The following is a 17,821-nucleotide window of genomic DNA, read 5'->3' on the forward strand; positions in this document are numbered from 1 at the left end:
CGCGGGACATGACCGCGCCACCCCGACCTCTTTGCTGGACCGCCGACCGCCGACCGCCGACCGCCGACCGCCGACCGGCTACGGGGCGTCGGGAGTCACGCACCCCGTGGTGGGGCCCTGCGGTGGGGACTCCCCGCAGCCGTCGCCGGTGGTGTCGCCATCGGTTTCAGCGAAGCCGTACCGGATCTGAGACAGATCGGTGTTGGCGGCATCCAGCCGGAACACTTCGGACAGGGCAATGCTCATGTCAACCTCCTCTCCTGCACATCGAAGGGATGGTGTGCCCGCGCCGTGGTGGCCCGGGAGATCTGGGGAACGGTGATGCTCACTGCCAGGCGAGTACCATGCGAGGGCCAGGCCGCTCCAGCACACGTCCGGCTGCCGGCACGGGCTGGTGGGCTGAGCCTTCCGGGTAGAGGAGGAGGGCCGGGCCCGTTCCTCGGCGGTGGTCGCGGTCCCACGCGCGAAGCTGCCGCGCGTACGACTCGGCCAGGGACCCGTCCGGACCGTGCCAGGCGACTCCGTACTCGAACCTGGAATCGCCGTCGTCCACCGGGCGCATGGTCAGGTAGGCGATACTGCCCGTGCTCCAAGTGGCGGAGCTGCCGCCGGGAAGCGTCCATGGCCCGCCCTGCCGATCAGGGATCTGCTGGTCCACGTGAAGGCGTCCGAACACGTCCAGCACAGTCGCCAGCCACATGTCCACGACGGGCCGAGTGCCTTCGGTGACACCGACGGTCACTCCGGTCCATGCCTCCTGGCGCTCACTCGCCAGGGCCGTGGTCAGGGCGTCTCGGTCGGGCTGCGGGCCGCCGTCCCATCGCAGCCGGACGCCGCCACCAAGCAGCGTCGTGCCCATGGCGTTCTCGGCCTGCCCCCGCATCCGTACGAAGCCGCACAAGTCCCAGCCGCCTCCGCGCCAATGGTTGCCCTCCCGGGTGAAGGTGAGCAGGCGCCCCATGCCTCGTAGCCGGAGCGGGACTACCAGGCGACCGTCATCGGCCAGTTGGTCCAGCCACGCTGGGGCGATCGCCGTTGCCTGGACGGTCACCATGATGCGGTCGTAAGGGGCGCCGTCGGGGACCCCGAAGTGTCCGTCACCGGTGACCAGGCGGACCTTCGGGTACCCGGCGGCCTCAAGGCACTGCGCGGCACGATCGATCACGTCGGGGTCGATGTCCTGGCTGGTCACGGAGGATTCGGCGCCGACCAGGTAGCTCAGCAGCGCCGCGTTGTAACCGCCTGAGCCGACTTCGAGCACCTTGTCGCCCGGTCGCGCACGCAAGCGCTCCAGCATCGTGGCCACCAGCCAAGGCGCGGAGACCGAACTGACCGGCTGCCCGTCGGCGTCGCGGTCGGTGAACACCACGTCGTCGCGGTAGGCGTCCTCCAGCGGGGTACCGGGGACGAAGAGGTGCCTTGGCACGGCCGCGAACGCGGCGGCCACTTGCGGACTGGTGATCCTGCCTTTGTGCTGAAGATTCTTGGCCAGGTCGGCGTTCATCCTGGCGGCGGTGGCCGCAGCGTCCAGTTGCACTCCAACACCCTTTCCAGTCAAGGAATTTCCATTCATACCTGGAGGTTTGCCATCAAAAAGGCGTTTTGGGTTGGATCGTAGTTGCTCTGCCGCTCCCTTACGCGGCTGCTGCTCAGTCAGAGTGCGGTGGGCTGTGGCTGCCGGGCAAGCCGGTTGATGGATATCGCATGCATTGGTATATGTGACCGAGCGTGCTCCGGACTCTGCGAGAGGGTTACGTACTGTGGGGCTCTTCACCAGTGCCGTGAGGTGGTGGGCTCTGTCCTCGCGGAGGGCGGCTTGTGGTGTCACCAGCAGTACCCAGGGCGCGGTGTGTCTGGCTCGGAAGGGAGAGGCAAGCACGGCGGATCAATGTCGTTTCACCCCTGTTTAGAAGGTGATGGGTTGACGTCTCCGGTTGGTGTGCGGCTTGCCGCTCATGGTGGCGTGTCCGCGTCGCTGGCGCTGCTCAGTGACCGGGCGCTGGGCTCGCTCGTGGAGGGTGCCGCGCCTTTGGGGGCCGGTGTCGGTGGGACGTCGGCCCTGCTGGAGGTGGCCGGGACGCCGGTCTTCGTGAAGCGGGTGCCCCTGACCGACTGGGAGCGGCGGCCGGAGCACGTACGGTCCACGGCGAACCTGTTCGGGCTGCCGGGCTTCTGCCAGTACGGCCTTGGCGGGCCGGGTTTTGGGGCGTGGCGGGAGCTGGCCGTGCACACCATGACCACGGACTGGGTCCTGGCCGGGGAGTACGAGGGCTTTCCGCTCATGTACCACTGGCGGGTGCTGCCCGACTCGGTGTCCCTGCCCGAAGAACTGGCCGATGTGGACCGGGCCGTCGCCTTCTGGGGAGGCGGGGCGCCTGTGCGCCGCAGGATCGAGGGGCTGCGGGACGCGTCGGCCAGTGTCGCGCTGTTCCTGGAGTACATCCCGCGGAACCTGCACCAGTGGCTCGGCGAGCAAGTGGACGCCGGTGGCGAGGCCGTCGACCGGGCCTGCGCCATGGTGGAGCGGGAGTTGGGGGCCGGTGTCTCCTTCATGAACAGCCGGGGGCTCCTGCACTTCGACGCGCACTTCGAGAACATCCTGACCGACGGCCGGCGCCTCTTCTTCGCCGACTACGGCCTCTCCCTCTCCTCCCGGTTCGCGCTGTCGCCCGAGGAGACCGGCTTCTTCGACCGGCACCGGACCTATGACCGCGCCTACACCACCTCGTATCTGGTCCACTGGCTGGTCGCCGCCCTGTACGGGCGCCGGGGCGAGGAGCGCGCGGCGCTGCTGCGCGCCTGGGCCGGGGGCGAGCGGCCCACCGGCATTCCGGCGGCAGCCGCCGCGATCATCGCCCGGGACGCGCCGCTCGCCGTGGTGGTGTCGGACTTCATCGGCGCACTCGGACGGGAGAGCCGGGAGACTCCGTACCCGCTGGAGGGGATCCGCCGGATCCGGGGGACGCGCTGACCGGGCGCTCAGCCCGGTACGTCCATGCTCTGCGTGCCGACGACCGACAGCAGCCGCAGCGCCTCCTCGGACCGGGAGCCGGGGTCGGCGGTGTAGATCACGACCCGCTGGTCGCGGTCGGCGATCTGGAGGACGTCGCAGTTCACGGTGACCGGGCCGACCATCGGGTGGCGGAACGTCTTGCACAGCGCGGGCGCCGAAGCCACGTCGTGGGAGGACCAGAGGCGGGCGAACTCCTCGCTGCCGGAGAGCAGTTCGGCCACCAGCGCGGACACCTCGGGGTCGTCGGGATAGCGGGCGGCGGTGGCGCGCAGGTCCTGGGCCGCCGAGCGGGCGAACTCCGCCGCGTCCGCGAGCCCGTACAGGGGGCCGTCCGCACCGTGCGGTTCGAGGAAGACACGGCGTACGAAGTTGCGGTCGCGGCGCGGCAGCGCGGAGAAGTCCTCCATGAGGGCGGCGGCCAGATCGTTCCAGGCGATCACCTCGCCCGCCGCTGACATCACCATCGCCGCGGCCTGCGGCAGCCGGTCCAGCAGGTCGAGGATGGACTGCCGCACCTCACGGGAAGGGCCGGGCGCCGGGCCCGGCGGGGCCCCGGCCAGATGGTGCACGTGGGCGCGTTCCGCGTCCGACAGCCGCAGCGCGCGGGCCAGACCGGCCAGCACCTCGCGCGACGGGCGCGGGGCACGGGCCTGCTCCAGCCGCGTGTAGTACTCGGTCGAGATGAACGCCAGCTGCGCCACCTCCTCGCGGCGCAGCCCCGGCGTACGGCGGCGCGGCCCGGCGGGCAGCCCGGCCTCGGCGGGGGCGATCCGCTCGCGCCTGCTGCGCAGGAAATCGGCGAGTTCTTGTCTGTCCACACCCCCAGTGTGCGGCGGGCCGCCGCCGCCATCCAGGTACAGCCGGTGCCTGGATAGCCTCCGCCGCCGGACGCACGGTGGGAGGCATGGACAACACCCAGGGCACCACACAGATCAACGAAACCTCCGCTCCCGCCACCCCCCGCCTGCTGGAGGGCAAGGTCGCCTTCATCACCGGCGCCGGACGCGGTATCGGCGCCGCCGCCGCCCGGCTGTTCGCCCGGGAGGGCGCCAGGGTGATGCTCGCGGCCAGGACGGAAGCCCAGCTCAAGGCGGTCACCGAGGAAGTGCGGGCGGCGGGCGGCACCGCGGAGTACGTCGTCTGCGACCTGGCCGACGCCGCCAGTGTGCGCGCCGCAGTCGACCGCGTCGTGGAGGTGTACGGGCGGCTCGACGTCGCCTTCAACAACGGCGCGGCGATCGTGCGCCCCGGCCCGGTGGACGAGGTGACCGAGGAGGAGTTCGACGCGGTCTACGCCGTCAACCTCAAGGGCGCGTGGCTCGCCATGTCCGCCGAGGTGGCCGCCATCCGGGCCACCGCCGGGACCGGGGCCATCGTCAACAACTCCAGCGTCGGCAGCCTGCGCGGCAACCCCGCGCTGCCCTCGTACGGCGCGATGAAGCGCGCGGTCAACAGCCTCACCGAGTCCGCCGCCGTGACGTACGGCCCGGAGGGCATCCGCGTCAACGCCATCGCTCCCGGCGGCACGCTGACCGACATGATCCGCGCCTGGGACGACGAGACCCCCGGCGTCATCGACCAGATCAGCTTGCAGACCCCGCTGCGCCGGGCCGCCGCGCCCGAGGAGATCGCCGAGTCGGCCGCCTGGCTGCTCAGCGACCGCTCCTCGTACGTGACGGGGGTGATCCTCTCGGTCGACGGCGGCCTGCGGGCGTGAGTCCGGTCAGGCGCGGCGGGCGACCGTGACGATCTCCGGGCTGGCGTCCGTCAGGGGGCCGCGACTCCAGTCGCCGTACTGCTCCGTGACCGTGAGGCCCGCTTCCGCCAGGAAGGCCGACAGGGTGTCACGGTCCAGGAAGCGCAGGGTGCTCCGGCTCAGCCGGGGCGCGTCCCAGCCGTCGCTGGTGTACGTGTGCGTGAAGGAGACGCGGTCCCCTTCGACCGGGGTGTCGACCTCGCACGTACCCCGTACGACCGCTCCGGTGGAGTCGACGACCTCGCCCGAGTAGCGCACATGCCACTCCTCCCACTCCCTGACCAGCGGATTGCGGGTCTCGAAGGCGAAGGCGCCGTCGTCGGTCAGGGCCCCGGCGATCGCCGCCAGGGCGACGCGCAGCTCGTCGTCCTCCAGGAGCACCTGGAACGCGTGGCCGGTCATGACGGCCAGCTCGAAGGGGCGCTCCCAGCCGGGGGCGGTGGACAGATCGGCGAGGATCCACTCGATGTCCGCGCGTTCCCGGGCCACTTCCAGCATCCCGGCGGCCGGGTCCAGCCCGCACAGCCGTCCGGTGTGGCCCTGCTCGCGGGCGGCGCGCAGCAGGGAGCCCGTACCGCACCCGACGTCCAGGACGGAGCGCGCGGACATCACCAGGGGCAGGTAGAACGCGAAGTCCCCGCGCTTGGCGCCGGGGTAGTAGAGGTCGTAGAGCGCGGCCAGTTCGGTGTCCGAGAACAGTTTGTCGACCATGCCCGGCAGCCTGCCAGAGTGCCCCAGGGCCGGACGAGCGATTTCGCGATTTTCCGTCCGCCGTCCGCCGTCCGCTTCCGGCCGCGCGGTACGGACCGGGGCGGGCCGTCAGAGCTTGCGCAGCGAGAGCCGCTGGACCGTGTGGTCCGGGCCCTTGCGCAGCACCAGGGTGGCCCGTCCCCGGGTGGGGGCCACGTTCTCCAGCAGGTTGGGCTTGTTGATGGTGCGCCAGGTGGTGCGGGCGTAGTCGAGGGCCTCCTCCTCGGAGACCTGGGTGTACTTCCTGAAGTACGAGGACGGGTCCTGGAAGGCCGTCTCGCGCAGCCGGCGGAAGCGGTGCAGGTACCAGGTCTCGATGTCCTCGGGCCTGGCGTCCACGTACACGCTGAAGTCGAAGTAGTCGGCGAGCGCGACCCTCGTCCTGCCGTCCTTGCCGGGCAGGGCGGGCTGGAGGACGTTGAGGCCCTCCACGATGAGGATGTCGGGGCGGCGCACGGTGAGTACTTCGCCGGGCACGATGTCGTAGATCAGATGCGAGTAGACGGGGGCGCTGACCTCGTCCTTGCCCGCCTTGATGTCGGCGACGAAGCGGGTCAGCGCGCGCCGGTCGAAGGACTCGGGGAAGCCCTTGCGGCCCATCAGCCCCCGTGAGATCAGCTCCTTCATCGGCAGCAGGAAGCCGTCCGTGGTGACGAGTTCCACCCTGGGGTGCTCGGGCCAGCGCGCCAGCAGCGCCTGGAGCAGCCGGGCGACGGTGGACTTCCCGACCGCCACACTGCCCGCCACCCCTATGACGAAGGGCGTACCGCGCTGGGCGCCGTGGCCGTTGCCCGCGTCCCCGAGGAACGTGTTGAGCGCGCCGCGCAGCCCGGCCGTCGCCTGGACGTAGAGGTTGAGCAGCCGGGAGAGCGGCAGATAGACGTCCCGTACCTCGTCCAGGTCGATGACGTCCCCGAGCCCGCGCAGCGCCTCGACCTCCTCGGCGGTCAGCGGCAGCGGCGTCTTGTCGCGCAGCGCGCTCCACTCGCCCCGGGAGAGGTCGACGTACGGGGTCGGTCCGTGCTCGCCCCGGCGGGGGGCGCCTCGTGTCGGCTCAGTGATCACTGGGCCATTGTCGGCGGTCGTGGCGGATTGTGGCGGGTGTGTTAAATCACGCGTGGCGGTGGGGTCGGCCGGGGTTGTGGGAGGGGCGGCCGGAGCGCGCGGGAGTGAGCGGCGCGAACCGCGTCCGGGGCGCGACCGCGCGCTCCCCGCCCGTCGCCGTACCTTCTGCGACGATGCGTCCCGAGCGGGTCGAAGGGTGGGTACGGCAGGAAAGGGAGCGTTATGTGCGGAATCGTGGGTTACGTCGGCGGACAGTCGGCGCTCGACGTCGTCGTCGCGGGCCTCAGGCGGCTTGAGTACCGGGGGTACGACTCGGCCGGGGTCGCGGTCCTCGCCGACGGCGGGCTCGCCTCGGCGAAGAAGGCCGGCAAGCTCGTCAATCTGGAGAAAGCCCTGGTGGAACGGCCGCTGCCGAGCGGCGCCACCGGGATCGGACACACCAGGTGGGCCACCCACGGCGGCCCGACCGATGCCAACGCCCACCCCCATCTGGACAACGCGGGGCGCGTGGCCGTCGTACACAACGGCATCATCGAGAACTTCGCCGCGCTGCGCGCCGAACTGACCGGCCGGGGCCATGACCTGGGCTCGGAGACCGACACCGAGGCCGTGTCGCACCTGCTCGCCGAGGCGTTCTCGGCCTGCGGCGACCTCGCCGAGTCGATGCGGCAGGTCTGCCGGCGGCTGGAGGGCGCCTTCACGCTCGTCGCCGTGCACGCCGACGAGCCGGACGTGGTGGTGGGCGCGCGCCGCAACTCCCCGCTGGTGGTGGGCGTCGGGGACGGCGAGGCGTTCCTCGCCTCCGACGTCGCCGCGTTCATCGCGCACACCCGCTCCGCCATCGAACTGGGCCAGGACCAGGTCGTGGAGCTGCGCCGCGACGGGGTGACGGTGACGGACTTCGACGGCGCCCCGGCCGAGGTCCGCTCGTACCACGTGGACTGGGACGCCTCGGCCGCCGAGAAGGGCGGCTACGCCTCCTTCATGCTCAAGGAGATCGCCGAGCAGCCCAGGGCCGTCGCCGACACCCTGCTGGGCCGGATCGACGGCGAGGGATCGCTGACCCTGGACGAGGTGCGCATCCCCGCGGCCGTCCTGCGGGAGGTCGACAAGGTCGTCATCGTCGCGTGCGGGACGGCCTTCCACGCCGGGCTGATCGCGAAGTACGCCATCGAGCACTGGACCCGGATGCCGTGCGAGGTCGAGCTGGCCAGTGAGTTCCGCTACCGCGACCCGATCCTGGACCCGCGCACCCTGGTGATCGCGATCTCGCAGTCCGGCGAGACCATGGACACGCTGATGGCGCTGCGGCACGCCCGTGAGCAGGGCGCGAAGGTGCTGGCCATCTGCAACACCAACGGGTCGACCATCCCCCGGGAGTCCGACGCGGTCCTCTACACGCACGCGGGCCCCGAGGTCGCCGTCGCCTCCACCAAGGCGTTCCTGACCCAGCTGGTGGCCTGCTACCTGGTCGCGCTCTACCTGGGGCAGCGGCGCGGTACGAAGTGGGGCGACGAGATCAGGGCCGTCGTCCGGGAGCTGTCGCGGATCGCGGGCGACGTGGAGCGCGTACTGGAGACGATGGAGCCGGTACGGGAGCTGGCGCGCTCGCTCAAGGACAAGAAGACGGTGCTGTTCCTCGGCCGGCACGTCGGGTACCCGGTGGCGCTGGAGGGCGCGCTCAAGCTCAAGGAGCTGGCGTACATGCACGCGGAGGGGTTCGCGGCGGGGGAGCTGAAGCACGGCCCGATCGCGCTCGTCGAGGAGGATCTGCCCGTGGTCGTCGTCGTACCGTCGCCGCGCGGGCGCTCGGTGCTGCACGACAAGATCGTGTCGAACATCCAGGAGATCAGGGCCAGGGGCGCGCGCACCATCGTGATCGCGGAGGAGGGGGACGAGGAGGTGGTGCCGTACGCGGACCATCTGATCCGGATCCCGGCGACCCCGACACTGCTTCAGCCGCTGGTCGCTACCGTGCCGTTGCAGGTGTTCGCGTGCGAACTGGCCACGGCGCGCGGCAACGAGGTGGACCAGCCGAGGAACCTGGCCAAGTCCGTGACGGTGGAGTGAGGTCGGGTGTTCCGTGAGGTCTGATGTGAGGACTGGTAAATGATCATTGGGGTGGGCATCGACGTGGCCGGCATCGACCGGTTCGCGGCGTCCCTGGAACGGACCCCGCAACTCGCCGACCGGCTCTTCTCGCAGAGCGAGTTGCTCCTGCCGAGCGGTGAACGGCGCGGGATCGCCTCCCTGGCGGCCCGGTTCGCCGCCAAGGAAGCCGTCGCCAAGGCGCTCGGCGCGCCTCCCGGGCTGCACTGGACCGACGCCGAGGTGTGGCAGGAGGGCAGCGGGCAGCCCCGGCTGCGGGTACGCGGGACGGTGGCGGCGCGCGCGGCGGAGCTGGGCGTACGCAGCTGGCACGTCTCGCTCAGCCATGACGCGGGGGTGGCGTCGGCGGTCGTGATCGCGGAGGGTTGATGAGTGGAGGAGGCTTGAGGCATGCGTACTGCTCATAGCGTGGAGGCCGTCAGGAACGCCGAGCGGGAGCTGATGGCCCGGCTCCCCGAGGGCACGCTCATGCGGCGCGCGGCGGCCAGTCTCGCCACGGCCTGCGCCGGACTGCTGAAGGACCTGCTGGGACGGGTGTACGGCGCGCGCGTCGTGCTGCTCGTCGGCAGCGGTGACAACGGCGGCGACGCGCTCTACGCCGGTGCCCGGCTGGCCCGCAGGGGCGCCGGGGTGTGCGTCGTACCGCTCGCCCCCGGCCGTACGCACCCCGGCGGCCTGGCGGCGCTGCTCGGCGCGGGCGGCCGGATCGCCGAGGACCCCTTCGAGGTGCTCGCCACCGCCGACCTCGTCCTGGACGGCATCACCGGCATCGGCGGCCACGGCGGGCTGCGCCCCGACGCGGTACCGGTGGTACGGGCCGCCCGGGGCGGCAGCGCGATGGTCGTGGCCGTCGACCTGCCGAGCGGGGTGGAGGCGGACAGCGGCGAGGTGACGGGCGAGGCGGTGCGCGCCGACGCGACCGTGACGTTCGGTACGTACAAGCCGGGGCTCCTGATCGACCCGGCGCGCGAGCGGGCCGGCGCGCTGCGGCTCGTGGACATCGGGCTCGGCCCGTATCTGCCGTCCGTGCCCGCGCTGGAGGCGCTCCAGCACGCGGACGTGGCGCGGCTGCTGCCGCGGCCGGTGGGCGAGAGCGACAAGTACCGGCGCGGTGTCATCGGCGTCGTGGCCGGATCGGCGCGCTACCCGGGCGCGGCGGTGCTCGCCGTGTCGGGCGCGCTGCGCGGCGGCGCGGGGGCCGTGCGGTATGTCGGCCCCGGCGGCGAGGCGGTGCTCGCGCGCTTCCCCGAGACGCTGGTGCACGAGGGGCCGCCGTCGAAGGCGGGCCGGGTCCAGGCGTGGGTCGTCGGCCCCGGCCTCGGCGACGGCTCCTGGGCTGCGGCGGCCGTCGCGGACGTGCTGGCCTCGGACGTCCCGGTGCTGGTCGACGCGGACGGCCTGCGGCTGCTGGACGCGCGGGCGGTGCGCGACCGCGCCGCCCCGACCCTGCTCACCCCGCACGCGGGGGAGGCGGCGGCGCTGCTCGGCGTCCCCCGCGAGGAGGTCGAGGCGGGCCGGCTCGCCGCCGTACGGGAACTGGCGGCGCGGTACGGCGCGACGGTGCTGCTGAAGGGCTCCACGACGCTGGTGGCCGATCCGGGGCGGGGCGATCGGGGAGGGGCCGATCCGGGAGGGGCCGACGTGCCGGGCTCTGGGACCGGCTCTGGGACAGGCTCCGCGCCGCTGGTGGACTCGGCGCATCCGGTACGGGTCAACCCGACCGGCACGCCCTGGCTGGCCACGGCCGGCAGCGGCGACGTCCTCTCCGGCCTGGCCGGCTCCCTCCTGGCGACCGGCCTGCCCGCCCGCGACGCCGCCTCGGTCGCTGCCTACCTGCACGGCCTGTCGGCCCGACTGGCCTCCAGGGGCGCCCCGGTGGCGGCGGACGACGTGGCGGCGTGGCTGCCGGAGGCGTGGCGGAACGTGGTGGGGTGACGGGGGGCGGGAACGCCACGCCGACCCGGCGCCGGCGCCGCGCGCACCGCGATCGCGGCCGGGGGACGGTGAGCTGAGAGACTGGGGCCGATGACCGGAATCATGCAGACCTCGGCCGGTACCCGCGCGCGCGCCGAAGTCGATCTCGCCGCCCTGCGGGGCAATGTGCGCGCCCTGCGCTCCCGGGTGGGGGCGGGCACCGCGCTGATGGCCGTCGTGAAGTCCGACGCGTACGGACACGGCATGCTGCCCGTCGCCCGCGCGGCCCGCGCTGCCGGGGCCGGCTGGCTGGGGACCGCCACGCCGCACGAGGCACTCGCGCTGCGGGCTGCGGGGATCGGCGGGCGGGTGATGTGCTGGCTGTGGACGCCGGGCGACCCGTGGCGCGCGGGCATCGAGGCCGACCTCGACATGTCCGTCAGCGGCATGTGGGCGCTGCGCGAGGTGACCGCCGCCGCACGTGAGGCGGGGCGGCCCGCCCGTATCCAGCTCAAGGCCGACACCGGCCTCGGCCGGAACGGCTGCCAGCCCGCCGACTGGCCGGAACTCGTGGGCGCCGCTCTCGCCGCGCGGGACGCGGGGCTCGTCGAGGTCACCGGCCTCTGGTCGCACTTCGCGTGCGCCGACGAGCCGGGGCATCCCTCGATCGCGGGCCAGCTGGACGTGTTCCACGAGATGCTCGCGTACGCCGAGAAGGAGGGCGTCGAGCCCGAGGTCCGGCACATCGCCAACTCGGCGGCGACCCTGACGCTCCCCGAGTCGTCCTTCGACCTCGTCAGGACCGGTATCGCCCTGTACGGCCTCTCGCCCAGCCCCGAGATCGGCGTCCCCGCCGACTTCGGGCTGCGGCCGGTGATGACGCTGTCCGCCTCCGTCGCCCTGGTCAAGCAGGTACCGGCGGGCCACGGCGTCAGCTACGGCCACCACTACGTCACGCCGGACGGGACGACCCTCGGGCTGATCCCCCTCGGCTACGCCGACGGCATTCCCCGCCACGCCTCGGGGCGCGGACCCGTACTGGTCGGCGGCGCGCGGCGGCGGGTGGCCGGGCGGGTCGCGATGGACCAGTTCGTGGTCGACCTCGGCGGCGACACGCCGGAGCCGGGCGAGACCGCCGTCCTGTTCGGCCCCGGCGACCGGGGCGAGCCGACGGCCGAGGACTGGGCGGTGGCCGCGGACACCATCGCGTACGAGATCGTCACCCGTATCGGCGCGCGCGTGCCCCGCGTGTACGCGAACGAGAGCACGGGCTGAGCAGGACGGGCCGAGCAACGGGCCGAGCGAGGTCGCTGAGCAAGGCATGGGCCGACGTCCCGGGGAGCATGTTGAATAGGCAACGGCCCGGGTCCGGTACGACGAGGAGCGCACGGTGAGCGAGAGCAGCGCGGCGGCGGACGCGGCAGCGGCGGCGGCCACGGGCAGCTGGCGCCGGGCCGGGGTGGCCGGCGCCGCGATAGGCGTGATCGCCGCCGGGGCCGCCGCGGGCGTCGCGATCGAGCGCCTGACCGTCGGCCGCGGCATACGGAGAAAGGCGCAGCTCGCGCTCGACGCCACGGGACCGTACGGCGCCCTGCGCGGCACCCCGGGCAAGGCCCTCGCCGACGACGGCACGGAGCTGTACTACGAGGTCGACGACGTCGCGCCGGAGACCGGCTCCGCCGCGACGGGCTCGGCCCCGCGCCGCCGGCGCCTCTTCGGACGCAAGGCACCCGCGCCCGTCACCGTCGTCTTCAGCCACGGCTACTGCCTCAACCAGGACTCGTGGCACTTCCAGCGCGCCGCGCTGCGCGGCCTCGTCCGTACCGTCCACTGGGACCAGCGCAGCCACGGCCGCTCCGCCCGGGGCGTCGCCCAGCGCGGACCCGACGCCGTGCCGGTCGACATCGACCGGCTCGGCCGCGACCTCAAGGCCGTCATCGACGCGGCGGCGCCCGAGGGCCCGCTCGTGCTGGTCGGGCACTCCATGGGCGGGATGACGATGATGGGCCTCGCGGCCCAGTACCCGGAGCTGGTACGGGAACGGGTCGTCGGCGCCGCCTTCGTCGGTACGTCCGGCGGGAAGCTCGGCGAGGTCAGCTACGGGCTGCCGATGGCGGGCGTGAACGCGGTGCGCCGCGTGCTGCCCGGCGTCCTCAAGGCGCTCGGCTCGCAGACCGAACTGGTCGAGCGCGGGCGGCGGCTCACCGCCGACCTGTTCGCGGGGCTGATCAAGCGCTACTCGTTCAGCTCGAAGGACGTGGACCCCGCCGTCGCGCGGTTCGCCGAGCGGCTCATCGAGTCGACGCCGATCGATGTCGTCGCGGAGTTCTACCCGGCCTTCACCGACCACGACAAGGCATGGGCGCTCGCGGTCTTCATGGAGGTCCCGACGCTCGTCCTGGCCGGTGAGAGCGATCTCGTGACGCCCAGCACGCACAGCGAGGCCATCGGCGATCTGCTGCCGGACGCGGAGCTGGTGCTCGTCCCCGACGCGGGCCATCTGGTGATGCTGGAACGCCCGGAGGCGGTCACGGACCGGCTCGCCGACCTGCTGATGAGGGTCGGAGCTGTGCCGCTGGAGACTAACGTTGGCACGCATGGAAGCACCGCACAGCCAGACAGCTGACGCCGTCACCCCGCCGAGCCCGAGCCCGTACCCGAACCCGAACCCGGCGCCGGTGTCGGCACCGACACCGGCGCCGACCGTTCTCACCATCGGCTCTCCCGAGGAGATGCGGGAGCTGGGCCGGGGACTCGCCGCCCTGCTGCGCCCCGGTGACCTGGTGATGCTCACCGGCGAACTCGGCGCGGGCAAGACCACGCTGACGCGCGGCCTCGGCGAGGGCCTCGGGGTCCGGGGCGCCGTGACCTCGCCCACGTTCGTGATCGCCCGCGTACACCCGTCGCTGACCGGCGGTCCCGCGCTGGTGCACGTCGACGCGTACCGGCTCGGCGGGGGACTGGACGAGATGGAGGACCTCGACCTCGACGTCTCGCTGCCGGATTCGGTGGTGGTCGTGGAGTGGGGCGACGGCAAGGTCGAGGAGCTGTCGGACGACCGGCTGCACGTGGTCATCGACCGGGTGGTGGGCGCCGTGGACGCCGGTTCGGAGGACGACGACCGGCGGACCGTGACGCTGACCGGGTACGGCGACCGCTGGTCGGGCACGGCGCTGGAGCTGTCTCCCCAGTCTCCCGAGCCGTCTTCCCAGCCGTCACCCGAGCTGCCTTCGGAGCTGCCTTCGGAGCTGCCTTCGGAGCTGCCTACGGGAGAGGCGGGAGGCCGCTGACCCGCCGGTTCGCCGGACCGGCCGGCACATCGGGCCGACATCGAGGGCTGACATCGGGTGGGATTCCGCCGGGATCCGGCCAGGCGTTCCGTACGTTCCGACAAGACGTCGGCAAAATGTTGCGCGTGCCGTGCCGCGCATGGTCACATGGTTACCGAGACCTGGTTAGGTCTACCTAACCACGCCTGCCCCCGGAGCCACAGGAGGCATCCATGCCGGCCCCCGAGCGTGCATCACGTCCGCAGTCAGAGCCGCAGCCGCGGCCGCAGTCCCCGGCGTACCTGTCGCGGGCGCTGTCGCCGTCCTCCGTACCGATGAAAGACCTGCTGGCGTCCTGCGCGGCGGCCAGAGCCGTCTCCACGCCCCCGCACACGCCTTCGGCGGCCGCCGCGGTGGCCGAGGCGGCGCGCGAGGCCGGAGAGGCGCGCGAGGCCGCGGAGGACGCGCTGCGGCGGGACGCGGCCTGACGGCACCCGCCTCTACTGGAGGTGACGGCACCCGCCTCTACTGGAGGCGGCTGACGGCGGCACAGGGCCTAAGTACGGCGTACGGTCCGACGTCGGCCCGCCTCTAGACGACGACGACCTTCGTGCCGACCGTCGCGAACGTCCACAGCGCGTTCCCGTCCGCCCGCTTCATCCGGACCCCGCCCGTCTTCAGGGACGGGTCGGGGGCCGACATCGTGCCGTCGACCGCCGCGCTGAAGCCGATCGCCACCTCGTTGACGTTCGCGAACCGGACCACGTGTTCGATCCGTACCCCGTCCGAGCCGGTGATCGAGCCGGACCGCGAGGACACGAGATACGAACCGGTCTCCGGGCTGATCGTGCTCGGCACGACCGCGAAGCTCCGCTCCTGCCTGCCGTCCTCGTCCACCAGCCACACCCGCCGGTCGCGCAGCGAGTAGACGACCCGCTCGCCGCTGCCCGAATCGGCGGGCAGCGCGCGCGAGTCCTTGCGGGGCTGGGCGGCGGCGCCGGAGGCGGACGCGGACGCGGAGGCGCTCGGTGTCCCCGAGGGCTTGCCGAGGGCGTCGGACGCGTTCGCCGACGCCTGGTAGGCGAGGAAGCCGACCGTGGCGATGGCCGCGGCTGTGAGCGCGGCCACGATTCCGGAGCTGCTCCTGGACACCCTTGATCCGCCTCTCGTGCGTACGACCCCGTGGGGACGGTAGCAGCAGGCGTCCCGGTACCAGGGACGGCGTGCTCCGGGGGCGGGGGGCCGTAGGCTGTTTGCGTGCTTCTGCTCGCCGTTGATACCGCCACGCCCGCCGTCACCGTCGCTCTCCACGACGGCGGCTCCCTTCTGGCCGCCGAGAGCGCGGTCGACGCGCGCCGCCACGGGGAGCTGCTGCTGCCCGCCGTCGACCGGGTCCTCACCGGGGCCGGGGTGAAACTGGACGCCGTGACCGATGTGGTCGTGGGGGTGGGGCCGGGTCCGTACACGGGGCTGCGCGTCGGCCTCGTCACGGCCCTGAGCTTCGGCTCTGCGCTCGGGGTGCCGGTGCGCGGGCTGTGCACGCTGGACGGTCTCGCGTACGCCGCCGGGCTCGACGAGCCGTTCGCCGTGGCGACGGACGCTCGGCGCAAGGAGGTCTACTGGGCCCGGTACGCGGACAGCCGTACGCGGCTGACCGACCCGGCCGTGGACCGGCCCGCCGAGCTGGCCGAGGCGCTGGCGGGGCTGCCCGTGGTCGGCGCGGGCGGGCTGCTCTACCCGGACGCTTTCCCGGACGCCAGGGGGCCCGAACACCAGTCGGCGGCGGCGCTCGCCGCGCTGGCCGCCGAGAAACTGGCGGCGGGCGGGGACTTCCTGCCGCCGCTGCCGCTGTATCTGCGCCGGCCCGACGCGCAGGTGCCGAAGAACTACAAGGTGGTCACCCCGAAGTGACCGGTCCGGAGTCCGCCCCCGTGGTGCCCGCCCCCGTGGTACTGCGCGAGATGCGCTGGTGGGACATCGAGCCCGTCCTCGCGCTCGAACACGAACTCTTCCCCGAGGACGCCTGGTCGCCCGGCATGTTCTGGTCGGAGCTGGCACACGCGCGCGGCCCCCGGGCGACCCGTCGCTATGTCGTCGCGGAGGTGGCGGGGGATGGTGGCTCCGACGGCTCCGACGGCTCCGACGGCTCCGACGGCTCCGGTGGCCGGATCGTCGGGTACGCGGGGCTCGCGGCGGCCGGCGGGCTCGCCGACGTACAGACCATCGCGGCCGCCCGCGACCAGTGGGGCACCGGCCTCGGCGCGCGCCTGCTGACCGATCTCCTCCAGCACGCCACCGCCTTCGAGTGCGAGGAGGTGCTGCTCGAAGTGCGGGTGGACAACACCCGGGCGCAGAAGCTGTACGAACGGTTCGGCTTCGAGCCCATCGGCTTCCGCCGCGGCTACTACCAGCCCGGCAACGTCGACGCGCTCGTCATGCGCCTCCATGTGAAGACCCATCAAGGAACCGAGCCCCAGGGCTGATGAGAATGGCTGATGACAATGGCTGACGAACCCCTCGTCCTCGGTATCGAGACCTCCTGTGACGAGACCGGCGTCGGCATCGTGCGCGGTACGACGCTGCTCGCCGACGCCATCGCGTCGAGCGTCGACGAGCACGCCCGCTTCGGCGGCGTCGTACCGGAGGTCGCGTCCCGCGCGCACCTGGAGGCGATGGTCCCGACGATCGAGCGCGCGCTGAAGGAGGCCGGGGTCTCGGCCCGCGACCTGGACGGGATCGCGGTCACCGCGGGGCCCGGTCTGGCCGGCGCGCTGCTGGTCGGCGTCTCGGCGGCCAAGTCGTACGCGTACGCCCTGGGCAAGCCGCTGTACGGCGTGAACCACCTCGCCTCCCACATCTGCGTCGACCAGCTGGAGCACGGTCCGCTGCCCGAGCCGACGATGGCGCTGCTGGTCAGCGGCGGCCACTCGTCGCTGCTGCTCGCGCCGGACATCACCTCCGACGTACGGCCCATGGGGGCGACGATCGACGACGCGGCGGGCGAGGCGTTCGACAAGATCGCGCGCGTGCTGCACCTGGGCTTCCCGGGCGGTCCGGTGATCGACCGGCTGGCCCGGGAGGGCGACCCGGCGGCGATCGCGTTCCCGCGCGGTCTGACCGGGCCGCGCGACGCCGCGTACGACTTCTCCTTCTCCGGGCTGAAGACGTCGGTGGCCCGCTGGATCGAGGCGAAGCGGGCGGCGGGCGAGGAGGTGCCCGTACGGGACGTGGCGGCGTCGTTCCAGGAGGCGGTGGTCGACGTGCTGACGCGAAAGGCGGTGCGCGCCTGCAAGGACCAGGGCGTGGACCATCTGATGATCGGCGGCGGAGTCGCGGCCAACTCCCGGCTGCGCGCGCTGGCGGCGGAGCGCTGCGAGCGCGCGGGCATCCGGCTGCGGGTGCCGCGTCCGGGGCTGTGCACGGACAACGGCGCGATGGTGGCGGCGCTGGGCGCGGAGATGGTGGCGCGCAACCGGCCGGCCTCGGACTGGGAGCTGTCGGCGGACTCGTCGCTGCCGGTGACGGAGCCGCATGTGCCGGGGCACGAGCACGGGCATGGTGAGGGTCACGGGCACGGTCACGGGCACGGTCACGGGCATGGTGACGGTCACGGCCATGACCACGATCATCTGCACGAGCTGAGCAAGGAGAACCTGTACTCATGACCGTGGCGCTGATGTGGGAGGCCAAGGCGGCGCCGGGCCGGGGCGGGGAGCTGCTGGAGTGGGCGCGGGCGCGCGCCGGGGAGCTGGCGCCCGCGCCGCTCCGTCACGAACTCCTGCGCGCCCCGCAGGACCGCGTCCTCGTCATCACCTGGTGGGACGGCCCGTACGACGCCGACGTCCCGGAACTCCCCGCGCCGCCGGCCGACCTGCTCGCCCGCCCGGCCCACCGCTGGCGCTTCGAGTCGCTCGGCGCCGACGGCACCGTTACTTGATCACCGGG

General features: G+C 72.8%; 18 protein-coding genes and 1 pseudogene. 13 read left to right on the top strand and 6 right to left on the bottom strand.

The window, feature by feature from the left end; genetic code table 11:
* Positions 1-78: 78 nt before the first annotated feature.
* A complete protein-coding gene (locus OG627_RS21385; RefSeq protein ID WP_329067447.1) occupies positions 79-246 on the bottom strand; it encodes a hypothetical protein in 168 nt (55 codons plus the stop codon).
* Between the two features lie 79 nt (positions 247-325).
* The gene (fxlM, locus tag OG627_RS21390) at positions 326-1,537 is read right to left on the bottom strand and encodes a methyltransferase, FxLD system (RefSeq protein ID WP_329067449.1); all 1,212 of its coding nucleotides are present in this window, start codon (positions 1,535-1,537) and stop codon (positions 326-328) included.
* 351 nt (positions 1,538-1,888) lie between these two features.
* Here fxlM and OG627_RS21395 point away from each other — a divergent pair, with 351 nt between their 5' ends.
* Positions 1,889-2,971 carry a protein kinase family protein gene (locus OG627_RS21395; protein ID WP_329067451.1) on the top strand — a complete coding sequence of 361 codons (1,083 nt, stop codon included), beginning with the start codon at positions 1,889-1,891 and terminating at the stop codon, positions 2,969-2,971.
* An 8-nt stretch (positions 2,972-2,979) separates the two neighbouring features.
* Here the strand turns inward: OG627_RS21395 and OG627_RS21400 are convergent, their stop codons facing one another.
* Positions 2,980-3,831: a helix-turn-helix transcriptional regulator gene (locus OG627_RS21400; RefSeq protein WP_329067452.1), complete on the bottom strand. Its 852-nt coding sequence runs from the start codon at positions 3,829-3,831 to the stop codon at positions 2,980-2,982.
* Positions 3,832-3,917: 86 nt separating this feature from the next.
* On the opposite strand from OG627_RS21400, the gene OG627_RS21405 reads away from it, so the two are divergent.
* Positions 3,918-4,730: an SDR family NAD(P)-dependent oxidoreductase gene (locus OG627_RS21405; RefSeq protein WP_329067453.1), complete on the top strand. Its 813-nt coding sequence runs from the start codon at positions 3,918-3,920 to the stop codon at positions 4,728-4,730.
* A 6-nt stretch (positions 4,731-4,736) separates the two neighbouring features.
* On the opposite strand, the gene OG627_RS21410 is transcribed toward OG627_RS21405, so the two are convergent.
* Both OG627_RS21410 and coaA read right to left on the bottom strand, forming a co-directional pair.
* Positions 4,737-5,480: a class I SAM-dependent methyltransferase gene (locus OG627_RS21410; RefSeq protein WP_329067455.1), complete on the bottom strand. Its 744-nt coding sequence runs from the start codon at positions 5,478-5,480 to the stop codon at positions 4,737-4,739.
* Positions 5,481-5,588: 108 nt separating this feature from the next.
* Positions 5,589-6,584 carry a type I pantothenate kinase gene (coaA, locus tag OG627_RS21415; RefSeq protein WP_329067458.1) on the bottom strand — a complete coding sequence of 332 codons (996 nt, stop codon included), beginning with the start codon at positions 6,582-6,584 and terminating at the stop codon, positions 5,589-5,591.
* 222 nt (positions 6,585-6,806) lie between these two features.
* Between coaA and glmS the strand changes: the two genes are divergently transcribed.
* From glmS to OG627_RS21450, 7 genes and pseudogenes are all read left to right on the top strand, one after another.
* Positions 6,807-8,654 (top strand): glutamine--fructose-6-phosphate transaminase (isomerizing), encoded by a 1,848-nt coding sequence (gene glmS / locus OG627_RS21420; RefSeq protein WP_329067460.1) that lies wholly within the window; start codon positions 6,807-6,809, stop codon positions 8,652-8,654.
* Positions 8,655-8,693: 39 nt separating this feature from the next.
* Positions 8,694-9,062 (top strand): holo-ACP synthase, encoded by a 369-nt coding sequence (locus OG627_RS21425; RefSeq protein ID WP_329067462.1) that lies wholly within the window; start codon positions 8,694-8,696, stop codon positions 9,060-9,062.
* Between the two features lie 21 nt (positions 9,063-9,083).
* Positions 9,084-10,628: a bifunctional ADP-dependent NAD(P)H-hydrate dehydratase/NAD(P)H-hydrate epimerase gene (locus OG627_RS21430; protein WP_329067463.1), complete on the top strand. Its 1,545-nt coding sequence runs from the start codon at positions 9,084-9,086 to the stop codon at positions 10,626-10,628.
* A gap of 90 nt (positions 10,629-10,718) precedes the next feature.
* Positions 10,719-11,882, top strand: coding sequence for an alanine racemase (gene alr, locus OG627_RS21435; protein ID WP_443073515.1), 1,164 nt, complete (start codon positions 10,719-10,721; stop codon positions 11,880-11,882).
* Between the two features lie 115 nt (positions 11,883-11,997).
* The gene (locus OG627_RS21440; protein ID WP_329067464.1) at positions 11,998-13,233 is read left to right on the top strand and encodes an alpha/beta fold hydrolase; all 1,236 of its coding nucleotides are present in this window, start codon (positions 11,998-12,000) and stop codon (positions 13,231-13,233) included.
* Positions 13,205-13,783 (top strand): annotated as a pseudogene (tsaE, locus tag OG627_RS21445) (tRNA (adenosine(37)-N6)-threonylcarbamoyltransferase complex ATPase subunit type 1 TsaE); the annotation flags it as partial. The gene OG627_RS21440 and the pseudogene tsaE, both read left to right, overlap by 29 nt.
* Before the next feature lie 326 nt (positions 13,784-14,109).
* Entirely contained in the window at positions 14,110-14,364 is a 255-nt protein-coding gene (locus tag OG627_RS21450; RefSeq protein ID WP_329067468.1) for a hypothetical protein, read from the top strand.
* A gap of 103 nt (positions 14,365-14,467) precedes the next feature.
* Here the strand turns inward: OG627_RS21450 and OG627_RS21455 are convergent, their stop codons facing one another.
* Positions 14,468-15,007, bottom strand: coding sequence for a L,D-transpeptidase (locus OG627_RS21455; protein WP_329072850.1), 540 nt, complete (start codon positions 15,005-15,007; stop codon positions 14,468-14,470).
* Positions 15,008-15,133: 126 nt separating this feature from the next.
* Here OG627_RS21455 and tsaB point away from each other — a divergent pair, with 126 nt between their 5' ends.
* The 4 genes from tsaB to OG627_RS21475 are packed head-to-tail and all read left to right on the top strand — an operon-like array spanning position 15,134 to position 17,813.
* Positions 15,134-15,787, top strand: a complete 654-nt coding sequence (gene tsaB / locus OG627_RS21460) for a tRNA (adenosine(37)-N6)-threonylcarbamoyltransferase complex dimerization subunit type 1 TsaB (RefSeq protein ID WP_329067470.1) — start codon at positions 15,134-15,136, stop codon at positions 15,785-15,787.
* 50 nt (positions 15,788-15,837) lie between these two features.
* Positions 15,838-16,359 carry a GNAT family N-acetyltransferase gene (locus OG627_RS21465; protein WP_329072852.1) on the top strand — a complete coding sequence of 174 codons (522 nt, stop codon included), beginning with the start codon at positions 15,838-15,840 and terminating at the stop codon, positions 16,357-16,359.
* A gap of 18 nt (positions 16,360-16,377) precedes the next feature.
* Positions 16,378-17,541 carry a tRNA (adenosine(37)-N6)-threonylcarbamoyltransferase complex transferase subunit TsaD gene (gene tsaD, locus OG627_RS21470; RefSeq protein WP_329072854.1) on the top strand — a complete coding sequence of 388 codons (1,164 nt, stop codon included), beginning with the start codon at positions 16,378-16,380 and terminating at the stop codon, positions 17,539-17,541.
* Positions 17,538-17,813 (top strand): hypothetical protein, encoded by a 276-nt coding sequence (locus OG627_RS21475; RefSeq protein WP_329067473.1) that lies wholly within the window; start codon positions 17,538-17,540, stop codon positions 17,811-17,813. The genes tsaD and OG627_RS21475 overlap by 4 nt, the downstream gene beginning before the upstream one ends.
* Positions 17,814-17,821 lie beyond the last annotated feature (8 nt).

The sequence above is a fragment of the Streptomyces sp. NBC_01429 genome, from assembly GCF_036231945.1.
In the GTDB taxonomy this organism is placed as follows: domain Bacteria; phylum Actinomycetota; class Actinomycetes; order Streptomycetales; family Streptomycetaceae; genus Streptomyces.